At 68.8% G+C, this 12,873-nt stretch carries 11 protein-coding genes; 5 read left to right on the forward strand and 6 right to left on the reverse strand.

The window, feature by feature from the left end; genetic code table 11:
• Nucleotides 1-16 precede the first annotated feature (16 nt).
• Both ABT297_RS17790 and ABT297_RS17795 read right to left on the reverse strand, forming a co-directional pair.
• A complete protein-coding gene (locus ABT297_RS17790; protein ID WP_350550350.1) occupies nt 17-1,069 on the reverse strand; it encodes a CU044_5270 family protein in 1,053 nt (350 codons plus the stop codon).
• Entirely contained in the window at nt 1,062-1,634 is a 573-nt protein-coding gene (locus ABT297_RS17795; RefSeq protein WP_350550352.1) for an RNA polymerase sigma factor, read from the reverse strand. The genes ABT297_RS17790 and ABT297_RS17795 overlap by 8 nt, the downstream gene beginning before the upstream one ends.
• 142 nt (nt 1,635-1,776) lie before the next feature.
• Between ABT297_RS17795 and ABT297_RS17800 the strand changes: the two genes are divergently transcribed.
• Nucleotides 1,777-5,040 (forward strand): S8 family serine peptidase, encoded by a 3,264-nt coding sequence (locus ABT297_RS17800; protein WP_350550355.1) that lies wholly within the window; start codon nt 1,777-1,779, stop codon nt 5,038-5,040.
• Between the two features lie 106 nt (nt 5,041-5,146).
• Here the strand turns inward: ABT297_RS17800 and ABT297_RS17805 are convergent, their stop codons facing one another.
• Nucleotides 5,147-5,590, reverse strand: a complete 444-nt coding sequence (locus ABT297_RS17805) for a MarR family winged helix-turn-helix transcriptional regulator (protein WP_350550357.1) — start codon at nt 5,588-5,590, stop codon at nt 5,147-5,149.
• A gap of 64 nt (nt 5,591-5,654) precedes the next feature.
• Here ABT297_RS17805 and ABT297_RS17810 point away from each other — a divergent pair, with 64 nt between their 5' ends.
• Complete coding sequence (locus ABT297_RS17810; protein WP_350550359.1) at nt 5,655-6,722, forward strand: alpha/beta fold hydrolase; 1,068 nt, start codon at nt 5,655-5,657, stop codon at nt 6,720-6,722.
• On the forward strand, nt 6,719-7,435 hold the full coding sequence (locus tag ABT297_RS17815; protein WP_350550361.1) for an alpha/beta fold hydrolase: 717 nt from the start codon (nt 6,719-6,721) through the stop codon (nt 7,433-7,435). The genes ABT297_RS17810 and ABT297_RS17815 overlap by 4 nt, the downstream gene beginning before the upstream one ends.
• 39 nt (nt 7,436-7,474) lie before the next feature.
• Here the strand turns inward: ABT297_RS17815 and ABT297_RS17820 are convergent, their stop codons facing one another.
• From ABT297_RS17820 to ABT297_RS17830, 3 genes are all read right to left on the reverse strand, one after another.
• Nucleotides 7,475-7,684: a TolB family protein gene (locus tag ABT297_RS17820; protein WP_350550364.1), complete on the reverse strand. Its 210-nt coding sequence runs from the start codon at nt 7,682-7,684 to the stop codon at nt 7,475-7,477.
• Nucleotides 7,685-7,731: 47 nt separating this feature from the next.
• Nucleotides 7,732-8,364: a hypothetical protein gene (locus ABT297_RS17825; RefSeq protein ID WP_350550367.1), complete on the reverse strand. Its 633-nt coding sequence runs from the start codon at nt 8,362-8,364 to the stop codon at nt 7,732-7,734.
• Between the two features lie 118 nt (nt 8,365-8,482).
• The gene (locus tag ABT297_RS17830; RefSeq protein WP_350550370.1) at nt 8,483-9,925 is read right to left on the reverse strand and encodes an amino acid adenylation domain-containing protein; all 1,443 of its coding nucleotides are present in this window, start codon (nt 9,923-9,925) and stop codon (nt 8,483-8,485) included.
• A gap of 121 nt (nt 9,926-10,046) precedes the next feature.
• On the opposite strand from ABT297_RS17830, the gene ABT297_RS17835 reads away from it, so the two are divergent.
• On the forward strand, nt 10,047-10,412 hold the full coding sequence (locus tag ABT297_RS17835; RefSeq protein ID WP_350550373.1) for a VOC family protein: 366 nt from the start codon (nt 10,047-10,049) through the stop codon (nt 10,410-10,412).
• A 188-nt stretch (nt 10,413-10,600) separates the two neighbouring features.
• Entirely contained in the window at nt 10,601-12,016 is a 1,416-nt protein-coding gene (locus ABT297_RS17840) for a nitrilase-related carbon-nitrogen hydrolase (protein ID WP_350550375.1), read from the forward strand.
• Nucleotides 12,017-12,873 lie beyond the last annotated feature (857 nt).

Raw genomic sequence — 12,873 nt, forward strand, 5'->3', positions numbered from 1 at the left:
CCAGTATAACCGTTGATCAACCTAGGTGATCGGTGTGGTCGGCGCCGAGGAACAGCTTGGCGCCGGCGACGGTATCGTTGGGTCGTTCGACCTCGTCATACGCCAGCAGAGCGCCGGTGAGCGGGTCGAAGATCAATATTTGTTGCAAGGTTTTTGTGTCGATGCTGATCGCCATCCCGGTGCGATCGGCGCGGTCGGTGACCGAGCCCCGCCACGCGATCCCGGACACGGTGGCCAGGGCACGCAGAATCTGTGCTCTGGTCTGTTGCGGCACCACGTGCATCGAGTACAGGTCGCGGACGGCGCTGAACACGACCTGCGCGCCGTGCTGGCCGACCGCGTCCACGCCGAGGCGCTTGGCCAGGTCCGCGCTGTCGGTCGGTAGCGGCTGCCGCGGGCCGATCCCAGCTGGCAGGTCGAGCACGTAGACGTTGGCGGCGCCGGGCGTCGCGGTAGACCCGAGCCGACGCTCCCAGTACCGGCGAGAGGCCTCGTTGGGGTACACCGGCGCCAGCGGGGTCGTCTTGATGCGGCCCGATCCGTTGGCCATGTACCAGATCTGCTTGTCGTCGGGCCGGATGACCTGTGTGTTGCCGTCCGGGGTGTCGTCGAACACCGCGTTCCAGCCAACGGTGTGGATGTAGGTGTAGCGACCTGACGTCGTGTCGTAGGGGGCGGGTGCGACACGATCGGCAAGCTCGCGCAACCGTTCACTCGCCGCCGGCGGGTTGGTGGTGTACTGCAGCGCGACCGGCTGCACCACCGGCCCCAACCGCAGCCCGGGCTGCGGACGGTCCTGGTGCGTGTCCGACGTGTCCGTTCCGGCTTGTTCGTGCGGTCCTGGACTGTTGCGCTTCCAGGTGTAGGCCGAGCCGGCCGCGGCCGCTACCGTGGCCGCCGCGGCGATCAGGAGAAGGCGACGAGTGCGAACCCGGTGCCCGACCGGAACCGACTCGGCCTCCGCTTTGGCGATCACGTCGGCCGCCGAGGTGCGCGGCGGTGGCACGGCGACCTGACGGGCTGGATCCACCGGGCCGAGCAGCGCCCGGACGGCGCGTTTGTCAAACATGTCTGATCTCCCTAGCTCTCGTCGAATCGAAGGCGAACTCATCGCTATCGGGCGGGATGGACCGCAACGCCTCGGCCAACCGGCGCCGCGCCCGGTGCAGCCGGACCGCCGCCGTCGCTGCCCGGCATCCGAGGACCACCGCAGCCTCGGTGACGGTCAGTTCCTCCCAGCCGATCAACCGGAGAATCTCCTGGTCCATGTCGGACAGGGAGGCGAGCGCCACCGAGACCCTGTCGAGCCGGTCCCCGGCGGCTTGTCCGGTCGATGCCGCAGCGATGTGCTCCCGCTGCGCGCCTTCCACTGCGAGCGTGACGATTTCCGGTGCCGCGCGACGAGCGCGCCAATGGTTCGCCAGAAGGCGCCGGGCCACCCCGTACAGCCAGGGCAGGTGGCGGTCCGGCACGTCAAGACGTCGTCGCCAGGCGACGATGAAGACCTCCTGCGCGAGGTCCAATGAGGCATCCGGGTCGCCCAGGCGGCGCAGCGCATATCTGACGACCTGCGAATGGTGGGCGGCATAGAGATCAGCGAACCAGCCCTCTGAGCGCGCTCCCGACGATGGCATCCGGGCTCCTGACTGTCGAAGACGATGACACCGCTTCTTGTGTCGGCAAAGCGAGGAGCATTACCGGCCGAGCCGGTAATCTAGACCACTTCGTCGACACAGGTGCATGCGTAGGAAGTCCTGCGTCGAACGGAGAGTTGTGGTGCGTGTGCTTCACGTGTTGCTGCCGCTGATACTCGTCGCGGCCTCGGTGGTCGGTCTGGCCGGTGGGTCGCCACCGGCGCACGCGGCCGGCGCGGCCCCCGCGACACGTACGTCGGTCGTCACGCTGGTGACCGGGGACCAGGTGCTGCTGGGCGAGCGCGGCGAAGTGAGCGTGCGGGCCGGCGCTGGGCGAGAGCGGGTGGCGTTCGCGACCAGCACGGAGCGGGGACACCTCATCGTGGTGCCCGGCGACGCGATCGGCCTCGTCGGCAGCGGGCGAGTCGACCGGCGGCTGTTCGACGTCACCGCGCTACGTGAGGCGGAATACGACGACAGGCACGCCGCGGATCTGCCGCTCATCGTCCAGTACGGTGCCTCGCTGAGCGTTCCGGCCGCGCCGGCGGCCAGCCGGAAAGTCCGTTCCCTGTCCGGTGCTCGCGCCGACGCGTTGCGTGCGCCGAAGCGCACCGCGGTGGATTTCTGGCGCCGGTTGGCAGGCGGCGGCGAGCTGAACGGCGGCGTCGCCCGCCTGTGGCTGGACGGCCGCCGCCGGTTGGACCTGGACGTCACCGTGCCGCAGATCGGCGCGCCCAAAGTGTGGCAGGACGGCTACACCGGTGGCGGAGTCACCGTCGCGGTCCTCGACTCGGGAATCGACGCGACGCACCCGGACCTGGCCGGACAGGTCATCGCCGCGCAGGACTTCACCGGCAGCGGGGTGGTCGGGGACCCGATCGGGCACGGTACCCATGTCGCCGCAACCGTCGCTGGTACCGGAGCGGCATCGGACGGCCGCTACCGCGGGGTCGCGCCGGGTGCGAAGCTCCTCGACGGCCGGGTCTGCGAGCTCACCGGCTGCCAGGAGTCGGCGATTCTCGCCGGCATGCAGTGGGCGGCCGAGCGTGGCGCCCGCGTGGTGAACATCAGCCTGGGTCACGCCGACACCGAGGGCGTCGACCCGCTCGAGGATGCCGTCAACCGGCTCAGCGCGCAGCACAACATGCTGTTCGTGGTCGCAGCGGGCAACGGCGGCAAAATCAATGCGCCGGTGAGCTCGCCCGGCACCGCCGACGCGGCGCTGTCCGTGGGTGCCGTCGACAAGTCCGACCGGCTGGCGGAGATCTCCAGCCGTGGGCCGCGGCCGGGGGATGGTGCTATCAAGCCGGATGTCACCGCTCCAGGCATCGATGTCGTGGCCGCGCGTTCATCCACCGGCATGATCGGCGTCCCGGTCGGGGAGCGGTACGTGCGGCTCAGCGGCACATCGATGGCCACGCCGCACGCCGCGGGCGCGGCGAGCCTGCTGATGAGCGTGCACCCGGACTGGCCGGCGTCACGGGTGAAGGCGGCGCTGACCGGCTCCGCCGTGCCGCTGGACGGGGTCTCTCCGCTGGCGCAGGGCTCGGGGCGGATCGACGTCGCCAAGGCAGCCGCCGCGGCGGTCACCAGCGAACCGGTCAGTGTCGGGCTGGGCACCCAGGCATGGCCGCACGGTGACGATCCCAACCTGACGCGTACGGTGACCTACCACAACACCGGCCAGCAGCCGGTGACGCTCGCCTTGACCGCTGACGTCTCGGGACCTACCGGCCAACCGGCACCGGCGGGCATGTTCACTCTCACCGCCACCGAACTCACGGTCCCGGCCGGCGGAGACGCCACCGTCACACTCACCGTGAACACCTCCCTGGCCGGCGCCCCCGATGGCTGGTACACCGGCCGGATCAACGCGACCGGCGGCGGCGCGACAGTCACCACGCCGCTGGCCGTCGAGCGGGAACCAGAGGCGTACAACGTCACCCTGCGCTACGTCGGTCGCGACGGCAGACCCACCGGCTTGTACCAGGTCTCCATCGCGAGCTACGAGACAACTTCCGTAGTCCACCCGCACGACGCCAGCGGCACCATGACCGTCCGGCTGCCCGCCGGGCACTATGTGTTGTCGTCGTGGATCCTTGAGGCTGACGGCTCGGAGAGTCTGCTCGTACAGCCGTGGCTCGACCTGACCCACGCCGACGCCGCAGTCACCCTCGACGCCCGCACGGCGAAGCCGATCGGCATGACCGTGCCGTCCGCGTCCGCCCGGATGATGATGGGTGTTGTTCAGTACTACGCGGCTGACGGCGGCATCCAGGGCGGTATGAACGCCGCGTCGTTCGACGGCCTGTACGTCGGCAATGTCGGCGCGCCGGCACCGGAAGGCAGATTCGCCGCGACGATCACCGCGCACTTCGCCGCGCCGGGTCCGGCAGGCAACTTCGCCGACAGCCCATACCGATACAACGCCGCCTTCACCAGGAACGGGAGGATGTTCGACGGCTTCAACCGCCGACTGAAGGCCGGCGACTTCGTCGCAGTCACGCAGCGCGATCTGCAACCAGGCGACGCCAACCGGGCAACACTGGCTGTCAGCAGCGCACCGGGGAGCATGCTCGGCCCATGGTCCTATGACGGCCCGCTCATGGTCGTGCCCGGCGCCGCCCGTGCCGAGTACTTCACCACCGGCGACGTGCGCTGGCTCCAGAATTACGTGCGCCTTCGGGTCGTGGGCGAGGATCGGACCCAACGGTCATCCGAGTACCTGAGCTGGCAACCGGTTGAGGCCGGTGAGATGCGCTGGGGTGCCCCGGTGCTCGGCCCGGCGATGCCCGTCAACCGGTTGCCGGGCGCGACCCGGCACGGCGACAGAATGCTCATCGGGGTCGAGCTGTATGCCCCCGGCCTGCCCAACGCCGGCGGAGGGATGCCGGTCACCGCGGCCCGAACCGCGCTCTACCGCGACGGCGCCTTGCTGGCCCAGTCCGACCTGCCGGGCGTACTCAACGCCATCGTGCCGGGAGCGGCGGCCGGCTATCGCCTCGAGGTGCACGCCACACAGGACGCCACGCCCTACTCGACCAGCATCGACGCCGTATGGACGTTCAGTTCGGCGACGCCGCCGGCTGACAGCCGCCTCGGTGTGCCCCTGTCGCTCCTCGCGGTCCGGTTCGGCCCACGATCGGAACGAAGGTCGGAACTGCCGGTCTGGGTCGAGTGGCAGCGCCCCGACGGGGCCGTCGTCCGGCAGTTGTCGGTCGACTTCTCGTACGACGACGGCGCGCACTGGCAGCGGGCCAATCTCGCCGCACGCGCCGATGGCTGGGTCGCCCGTATGCCGGCCGGCACCGGAACCGGTTATGTGTCCTTGCGCACGCGAGCCGTTGACAGTCACGGCAACGGCGTCGAGGAAACGATCATTCGGGCCTACCGCACCGCCTCGTAGCGGCCTCGAACCGGCCGCCTCGCCGCGCGGCCCCCGGCGCAACGCGTTGCCGCGCCGGGGGCCGCCGGCCTTCGGGTGAGGCCTTCACGCGATGACCCGTGCGTCGCTATTGCGGTGGCGTGGTTCGCTGGGCCTGATCCTGGAGAACTCGAACCAGCAGCGCGAGGTCGTTGCGGAGCGCGGACCAGTCGATGTCGGCCGCCTCGGCCTCGATGGCGTCGACCCACGTGCCGTGCGCACGGCTGATCGTCGAGAGCGCGGCTGTGCCGCGGTCGGTGACGACGAACAGCTTCGACAGGCGGTGGCGCGGGTTCTCGTCGTAGCGTCCGAGGCCATCGGCCACGAGCTCATCGGCGATGCGTTGCACGCCCTGCCGGTGGAGCCCGAGCCGGCGAGCGATGTCGGGCACCGTCGCGCCGTCCGCGGCGGCCTGGAGGACCATGCGGCGCGCGTGGGTCTGGCCGGCCGCTGACGCGATTCGCTCACCGGCTTCGCGCAGGAGGCGGTTCGCTTCGAAGAGGTGATGGAGCGCCGCATCCGCGGCGCTCATCGGCCGCCCTTTGACAACATGATGTCATTCTCCTTAGTCTGCAACAGTGACAACATGTTACCAGTTGCTCCTGGGGGCGCTGCCGGGCCTGCCGCAGGATGCGGATGAACTGATCCGCCGCCTGGACGCGACGACCTGGCCGAGCCTTCCTGCCGATGAGACGTGGGCAAACGGCGCCCCGATGCCGCTCATCCAGCGATACTCGAGCGGTTGGGCTCGATGGCTCGAACAGCCGCGGCTTCCCCCGGTAGGGCAACACGAGATCGTCGAGGCGGAGACCTCGAGCGTGCACGTCGTGCGGTTCGAGGGCAGCGGGCGCGTGCCGATCCTGCTGCTCCACGGCTGGCCGACGTCCTTCCTGGCGTTCCATCGAGTGATCGAGCCGTTGCGTGCGATCGGATCGGAGCTCGTCCTCGCGTCGCTTCCCGGCTTCGGCACGACGCCGCTCCCGTCGCAGAACTGGTCCGTCACGGACTCGGCGGCCCTGCTGGCGAGCGCGATGGAGAGGCTCGGTCATGACCGTTTCGTGGTGCATGGTCAAGATTGGGGTTCTGTCCTGGCGAGGGAGATCGGTGCGTACGCGCCGGATCGGGTGATTGCCGTCCACGTCAGTGCCGGGTTGCGCGGGGTCATGGCCGACGGCACCACGACGGACTCCGCTTGGGTTCGTCTCCGGGAGTTCGCGATCGACGGCGCCGGATACTTGCAGCTCCAGTCCCGGCGGCCCGACTCGCTGGCGTTTGCGCTGGCCGACTCACCGACCGGGCTGCTGGCGTGGCAGCTCGACAAGTATCAGCTCTGGCAATCGGCACTGGGCGAGCACTTCGGGCTCGGGTCGGACTTCATCTTCGCCAACGCGACGCTCTACTGGCTTACCCGCAGTGTCGGAAGCAGCATGCGGATCTACGCCGCGAACCGCGACGTTCAGCATGCGGCGGCGTCGCGCGTTCCCACCGCAGTCAGCGTGTTCGGGAACGGGGACTTCGCGTCGAGCGACGTCGCCTCGCGCGAGAACAACCTCGTCGCCTGGTACGAGCACACGACCGGCGGGCACGTCGCCGCTCTGGACGCGCCGACGGAGTTCGTCGCGGACCTGACCGACTTCATTCACCGAACAGGAGCGGACCGATGACCGATACTCACACGATCGTGCTTCTCGGCGGCAGCGGGCTGGGCCCGTGGGCATGGCAGCGGGTGATCCCGGTCCTCGACGCTCGCGGATTCCGCACGCTCGCCCCGCAGCTGCGCGCGACAGGCGAGGACGCCACGCCTGCTGCGAAGGTCTCCCTCGGCGACTGGATCGACGACATCACCGGCTTCCTCGCCGACCACGAGCTGAGCGACGTGACGCTGGTCGCGCACTCCTTCGCCGGATACGTCGCGGCGGGAGCGCTCGCCCGCGACGCCGGCGCGATCCGAACCGCGGTGTTCCTCGATGCCGTGCTGCCCCAGCCGGGCACGTCGTGGTTCGAGGTCATGGGGCCCGGCGTGGAGCAATACATGACCGGTCTCGCAATCGACGGCGCGATCCCGTGGTTCACCGGGGAGCAACTCGACCAGGTCTATCCCGGGCACGGCATCAGCAACGACGACTTCGCGTGGATGCGATCGAAGCTCACGCCGCAGCCGATCGCGACCTATGCTGAGCCGGCGATCGCTGAACCACTGGAGACGACTCGCGCGAAGCTCGCCTATGTGCGATGCCTTCGCACCACACCGCCGGCGGCGGACATCGCCGAGGACAGCCCAGGCTGGACCTTCCGCGCGCTCGACGCCGGGCACTGGCCGATGATCACCCATCCCGACGCGACAGCGCGGGCCATCGAAGAACTGGCGCGTCGGTGACGTCGTATCGATCAGCGCGCATAGGGCCGTTGCCATTGTTCACGCCCGCAGCACCGTGATGCGGCGAAGGCCGTTGCGGTAGTCGACGACGGCGACACGCCGGCCGTCGGGCGACAGCCCGGCGCCGGCGAACTTCCCGGCTCGCAGCAGCCGGACGGTGCCACGAGCGGCGTCGACCATCCATAGGCCCGCCGTGCCGTCGTGCGTGGCCTCTATCAGGAACAGGGATCCGTCTGGTGTGGCTGACACGCGGCCGACGTTCGAGAACCCGCCGGCGATCGGCGTTGCCGCACCGGTCAGTCCGGCGGACGCCAGATACAGGTCCACGCCGCCGCGTCACCGGTGTCGCCTGTAGCCAGAGCAGCGATCCGCTCGCGGTCGTCCAGCGTCACCGGGAACCGGACCCGGCCGACGTCCGGACAGGTGGATGGCCCCTGGACGGCCCAGCGGCTGGACGGCCAGGGGCGCCCATCGAACGACGGCCCGGTCTCGATCGCCTCGATGCGTGCACCCACGATGCGAACCACGCCGAGGCACGGACCAGTGGCAACCGACTTGAACGCCGTCTGGCCGGACCACACCACGTCCTGTCCCGGCGGCCCGACCAAGGTCGTGGTAGCGCCGGAGGCTCGGTCGACTGCCAGCATGCGGACCCTGAGCTCGCCGTCCTCAAAGCAGCCGGCGGCCACCGCCAGGTCACCGCCCGGCCGGCGCTCCGGCCGCAGCAGCGTTGGGCGGCACTCGGCAACCCGGACGGCGACCGGCTCGCCGGCCGCCTGCCCGTCGCGCCACCGCCACAGCTCGTCCGGGCCATCACCATGCAACGGGGCGACCCCGAAGTACAGCCCGTCGTCGAGCCACACCGGCGAGTACGGCTGGCCGCTGCCGGACCGCACGACCGCGCCGCCATCGTCGGCCGTCGACGACACACCGCACCCGACCAACGCAAGCACAACGAGTACAACCAGCCAGCGACGTCGTTTCACGACCGGCCGGCCACTCGAGTGCCGGCCACAAGGTTGTGTCGCAGTCATCGGAGGCCCGATGTCATGCGGTGCCGAGCGCGGCGACGAGTCCGCGACGGTCGATCTTTCCATTCACCGTCATCGGGAGCTGATCGAGTATTTCGATCGTGGCCGGGATCATGTACTCGGGCAGGTTCTCTCGCAGGGCTGCCGTCAGCTTCTCCGCCTCGATGTCGCCCTCGACCCATGCGTACAGCGACATGGATGTGCCCTCGCCGACCGGCGCGACGACGGCGAGCCGGACTCCCGGCACCCGCATCATCTGCTGCTCGATCTCGCCCGGCTCGACCCGGTATCCCGTGAGCTGCACCTGGTCGTCGATGCGGCCCAGATACTCCAGTTCGCCGTCGGCATTCCATCGGCACAGGTCGCCCGTGCGGTATGCGCGGGGCGGTCCCGCCGCGAACGCCTCGGCCGTCAGTTCGGGCCGGTTGCGGTAGCCACGACCGACAAGGTCCCCACTGATGACCAGCTCGCCGCTGCGTTCTGCTTCGGTGATCGCGATACCGGCGGTGTCGAGCAGCGTAATCTCCACACCGGGCAACGGCCGCCCCAGTGGCGGCAGGCTGCTGCGCCGGCGGTACGTGCGTAGGTCGCCGGTAATTGTCACCTGGACGGTGGCCTCGGTCGGCCCATAGGCGTTGTACACGGCAGCCGAGTCGGGGTCTGGCCAGCTGCGAAGTTGCTCGGAACCGGTCTCGATCGTCCGGACCGTCGCCGACCGGGCGCCGGCCGCCAGGTAGCGCTCGAACATCGCGGTCGGCATGTTCGAGTGCTGGACCCCGAACTCGTCCAGGAAACGCGCCATCTCGTGCGGGTCGCTCAATATCGACTGCTCAGGGACCGCGACCGCGCCACCCGTGCAGAGCGCGGCCCATACGTCAACGACGAGGCAGTCGAAGCCGACGTTGGAGAACATCGACGTACGCGAGTCCTGCCCGAGCGCATAGAACTCCCGGTACCAATGCGTCAACGCGGCCAGGTTTCGGTGCTCGATCTCGACGCCTTTCGGCGTGCCGGTCGATCCGGAGGTGTAGATGACGTACGCGAGCCGCTGGGGATTCCATGGCGCCGGGGCGATCGCCGCGGCGGGACGGGTGATCGCCACGATGTGATCCGGCAACAGGTGCCGCAGCTCGTCGGTGGTGAGTACGCGCCGACAGCCAGCCTCGCGCAAGATCGTCTCGAGTCGTCCTCGCGGGAGGCTGGGATCCAATGGCAGGTACGCCGCACCCGCCATCCACGCGGCCAGCTGAACTACGGGGATCAACGCATCGCGGGACCGCATGACGCCCACCACCGGGTCGGGGCCGGCCAACTCGCCGATCGCGCCCGCCCAGGCCGTCGCCCGCTCCCACAGCTCGGCGTAGGTGGTCACACCATGAGGACCGACCAGTGCCGGCGCGTCGGGTCGGGTGCTCGCCCAACCTTCGATCAGCTGCGGCACCAACTTCGCGTCGTTCACATCGCCTCCACGTACATTGTATTCAAATGTAGTGATGAGTGCTGGCGACAGCCCGGCGGCGTGTTGGTGTCGGATCCGAAATCCGATTGACGGAGTAAGTGCTCACTCCGTAGTGTGGTGCATGACCATCACCCTGAACCACACCATCGTGCCCGCGGTTGACAATGAGAAGGCCGCCCGATTCTTCGCCGGCATCATGGGATTGACGTACTCCGGCAATGTCCGCCACTTCGCCCAGGTAAGGGTCAACGAGCAGCTCACCCTCGACTTCATGGGCGTCGATCACCCGGTCGGACTGCACCTGGCGTTCGACGTCGACCCGGCAACCTTCGATCAGATCCTGGCTCGGCTGCGTGACAACGGCGTGCCCTACGGGAGCGAACCCGACGAACCTGACAACGGCCGCATCGACCACCCGTTGTGTGCCCGCGGCCTCTTTTTCATCGATGACGCCCGCAACCTCTACGAAGTCATGTCACCGGCGTAGCCCGCCCTGCGGGGTTCGGCGTGTCAGGACACCACGATCGTCTTCGTTGACTCGCGGCGACCCGTTGGCATGAACCTCATGGTGGTTGACGGCCGACGTTCGGCCGGCGCTGGCTCGCATCGGTTCGCGCCGATACTATCGGTGGGCTGCCTACTGAACGGAACGTCCATGTCCATGTGGGTCGCCCCGTGAGCGGTACGGTGGTCGGGCAGGTCGCCGCGTGTGTGGCGGTTACCGCGATATCTGGTTGGCTGTTTCGGCTGGGTTCAGGGCTTCGGCCGGTTGCGGTTGCTGCCTGGGCGCCGCTGCTGCCGTTGCTCGTGTTCGCGCCGAGAGTGCCGTGGTTCGCGGCGGTCAGCGTGGCTGCCGGTGCCTGGTTTATTGGCCAGCTCGGGTTTTGGTCGTTCTACACCCGCGATGTGCACATGTCCCGTCTCCTGGTGGCGGTGCGGTTCGTCGGTGGTTGTGCGGGGGTGGCGTCCGTCGTGGCGCTGGCGAGGGTGCACCTCGTCGCCGGTCATCTGGGGTTGGCTGCGTTGGCCGTGCCGGTGGCGTGGGTCGCGTTGGAGTTCCTCGTGGCGCTTCGATCCCCGCATGGTGTGTCGTGGAGTGTGGCATATTCGCAGGCGGACGTTCCGGCCGTCACGCAGGTGGCCTCGTTGACCGGGTTGTGGGGCATAACAGCGTTGCTCGCGCTACCGTCCAGCGTTGCCGCCGCGGTGACGGCGCCGGTGGGTACGGGCGGGGAACGGGTGGCGGTGCTCCTCGCCGCCGCGGCAATTGTTGCCGCGCTCGCGGGGTACGCGGTCCGGCGCGGCCGGTGTGCTGTGCTCGGAGAGCGGGTGCACGTCGGCCTGGCCGTAGTTGAGCAGTCTGATGGGCCGGTGCGGATCGACTCGCCGGAGGGCGCGGCTTTGGTGTCGCGGTATGTCGAGAAGGTGCGTCTGCTCGCCGGTCGTGGGGCAGGTGTCATCGTGTTGCCCGAGGTGATATTCGCCGTCGACGAAGTCCGGATGGTTGAGCAGTTGCAGCCTCTGGCACGGGCGGCGGTCGACCTTGGCGTGGATGTCGTGGCGGGAGTGGCGCGCCTGGGCGAGACGGCGTCGGCGAATGTCGCGGTGGTCTTCAGTGCCGGGGGAGACCCGCCAGGCGTGTACCAGAAGCATCATTTGGTACCGGGGTTGGAGGCCGTCTACCGCCCGGGTCGCGACCTGCGGTATCTGCCTGGTGACCGGCGCTTGGGTGTGCTCATCTGTAAGGATCTCGACTTTCCCTCGCTGGTTCGTGCCTACCGGCGTGGCGGGGCGCAGATGTTGCTTGCTCCGGCGTGGGACTTCGTCCGTGACGGTTGGTTGCACAGCCGTATGGCGATCGTGCGAGGTGTGGAGTCGGGTGTCGCGGTGGCGCGGGTTGCCCGCAGTGGCCGAGCCACGGTAAGCGACGCGTTTGGCCGGATCGTCATCGAGGCCGACACCACGGAGGGCGTGGCGGTCGATGCCAGGGTTTCACTCGCCACAGCCACGACCGTCTACAGTCGACTCGGAGACTGGTTCGGTTGGTGCTGTGTGGCACTCACCGCCCTGATCGCGGTGGCGCCGATCTGACGCAAGACGTGATCTCAGCAAGGATTCGGTAGGTTCCGGTATTCGAAATGGATGAGGACGAGGCCAACGCGGACGGTGTCACCGATGGTGGGCGGGCTGGCGGTGGCGTGGCGTGGTTGCGCCAACGGTTGGTGAGCAGCGCGAAGCCGCGTTCGCCGGGTGCACGTTTGGTGCGCAGCAGCGCATGGTAGGCCCGGTTGTCCGGGGCCAGCCGGGTGCGGCGGGTGCGGCGTTCGATGGCCGGCAGACACGACACGTAGCGGAATGGTTCCCTCGGCACGTCAAAGGACGGCACGGTAGGCGACCACGGATGGCAGGGCCCCGACAAGTCGAGTTCTGTCCGTTTTGGAACACCAATCGCGATCCGGCCCCCCTGTTCGTGGGCCTTTGAGTGGCAACGGCATGGTTGGACAATTCGGACGTCTCGCAACTTTGCCGGGCCTGTCACGGATGGAGTCCTCATCCGTAGGTGGATCTTCGAGGGCTTCGCCCAGCTTCCAGCGCTGTCCGATGTGGACGGTATGCCCGTGGCGGTCACATCCCGGCGGCATGCTCGCTGCGATCACGTCATTCGGGAATCTGCACCGGCGGTCCATGGGGACAGTGGTTGCTTGTTCCTGCCGTGCGGAGTGTTCGGTGGAAATGCCGCTCGGCCGTGCGCGGCATTGTCGAACGACGGCCGCGATGCACCGGTGGCCGTATATTTCCGCCGACCGTTTGATGCGTTGCCGGACCGGCGGGCCGGCGCGGCTGTGACGTGGATGCGCGACGACGCTTCGGGCCAGGACCGGGCCGCCCGTCGCCGTCCACCTGGCGGGGTGCGGGTTCGCGGTCGTTCGCCGCGGTGTTGCTCGCGG

The sequence above is a fragment of the Dactylosporangium sp. NPDC000555 genome (genome assembly GCF_040300025.1).
Taxonomy (GTDB): domain Bacteria; phylum Actinomycetota; class Actinomycetes; order Mycobacteriales; family Micromonosporaceae; genus Dactylosporangium.

Excerpts from the sequence above, each read along its gene's own strand:
- ABT297_RS17805 (WP_350550357.1), bottom strand. The coding sequence starts at position 5,590 with ATGAGCGCCGCGGATGCGGCGCTCCATCACCTCTTCGAAGCGAACCGC.
- ABT297_RS17795 (WP_350550352.1), bottom strand. The coding sequence starts at position 1,634 with ATGCCATCGTCGGGAGCGCGCTCAGAGGGCTGGTTCGCTGATCTCTAT.
- ABT297_RS17790 (WP_350550350.1), bottom strand. The coding sequence starts at position 1,069 with ATGTTTGACAAACGCGCCGTCCGGGCGCTGCTCGGCCCGGTGGATCCA.
- ABT297_RS17815 (WP_350550361.1), top strand. The coding sequence starts at position 6,719 with ATGACCGATACTCACACGATCGTGCTTCTCGGCGGCAGCGGGCTGGGC.
- ABT297_RS17835 (WP_350550373.1), top strand. The coding sequence starts at position 10,047 with ATGACCATCACCCTGAACCACACCATCGTGCCCGCGGTTGACAATGAG.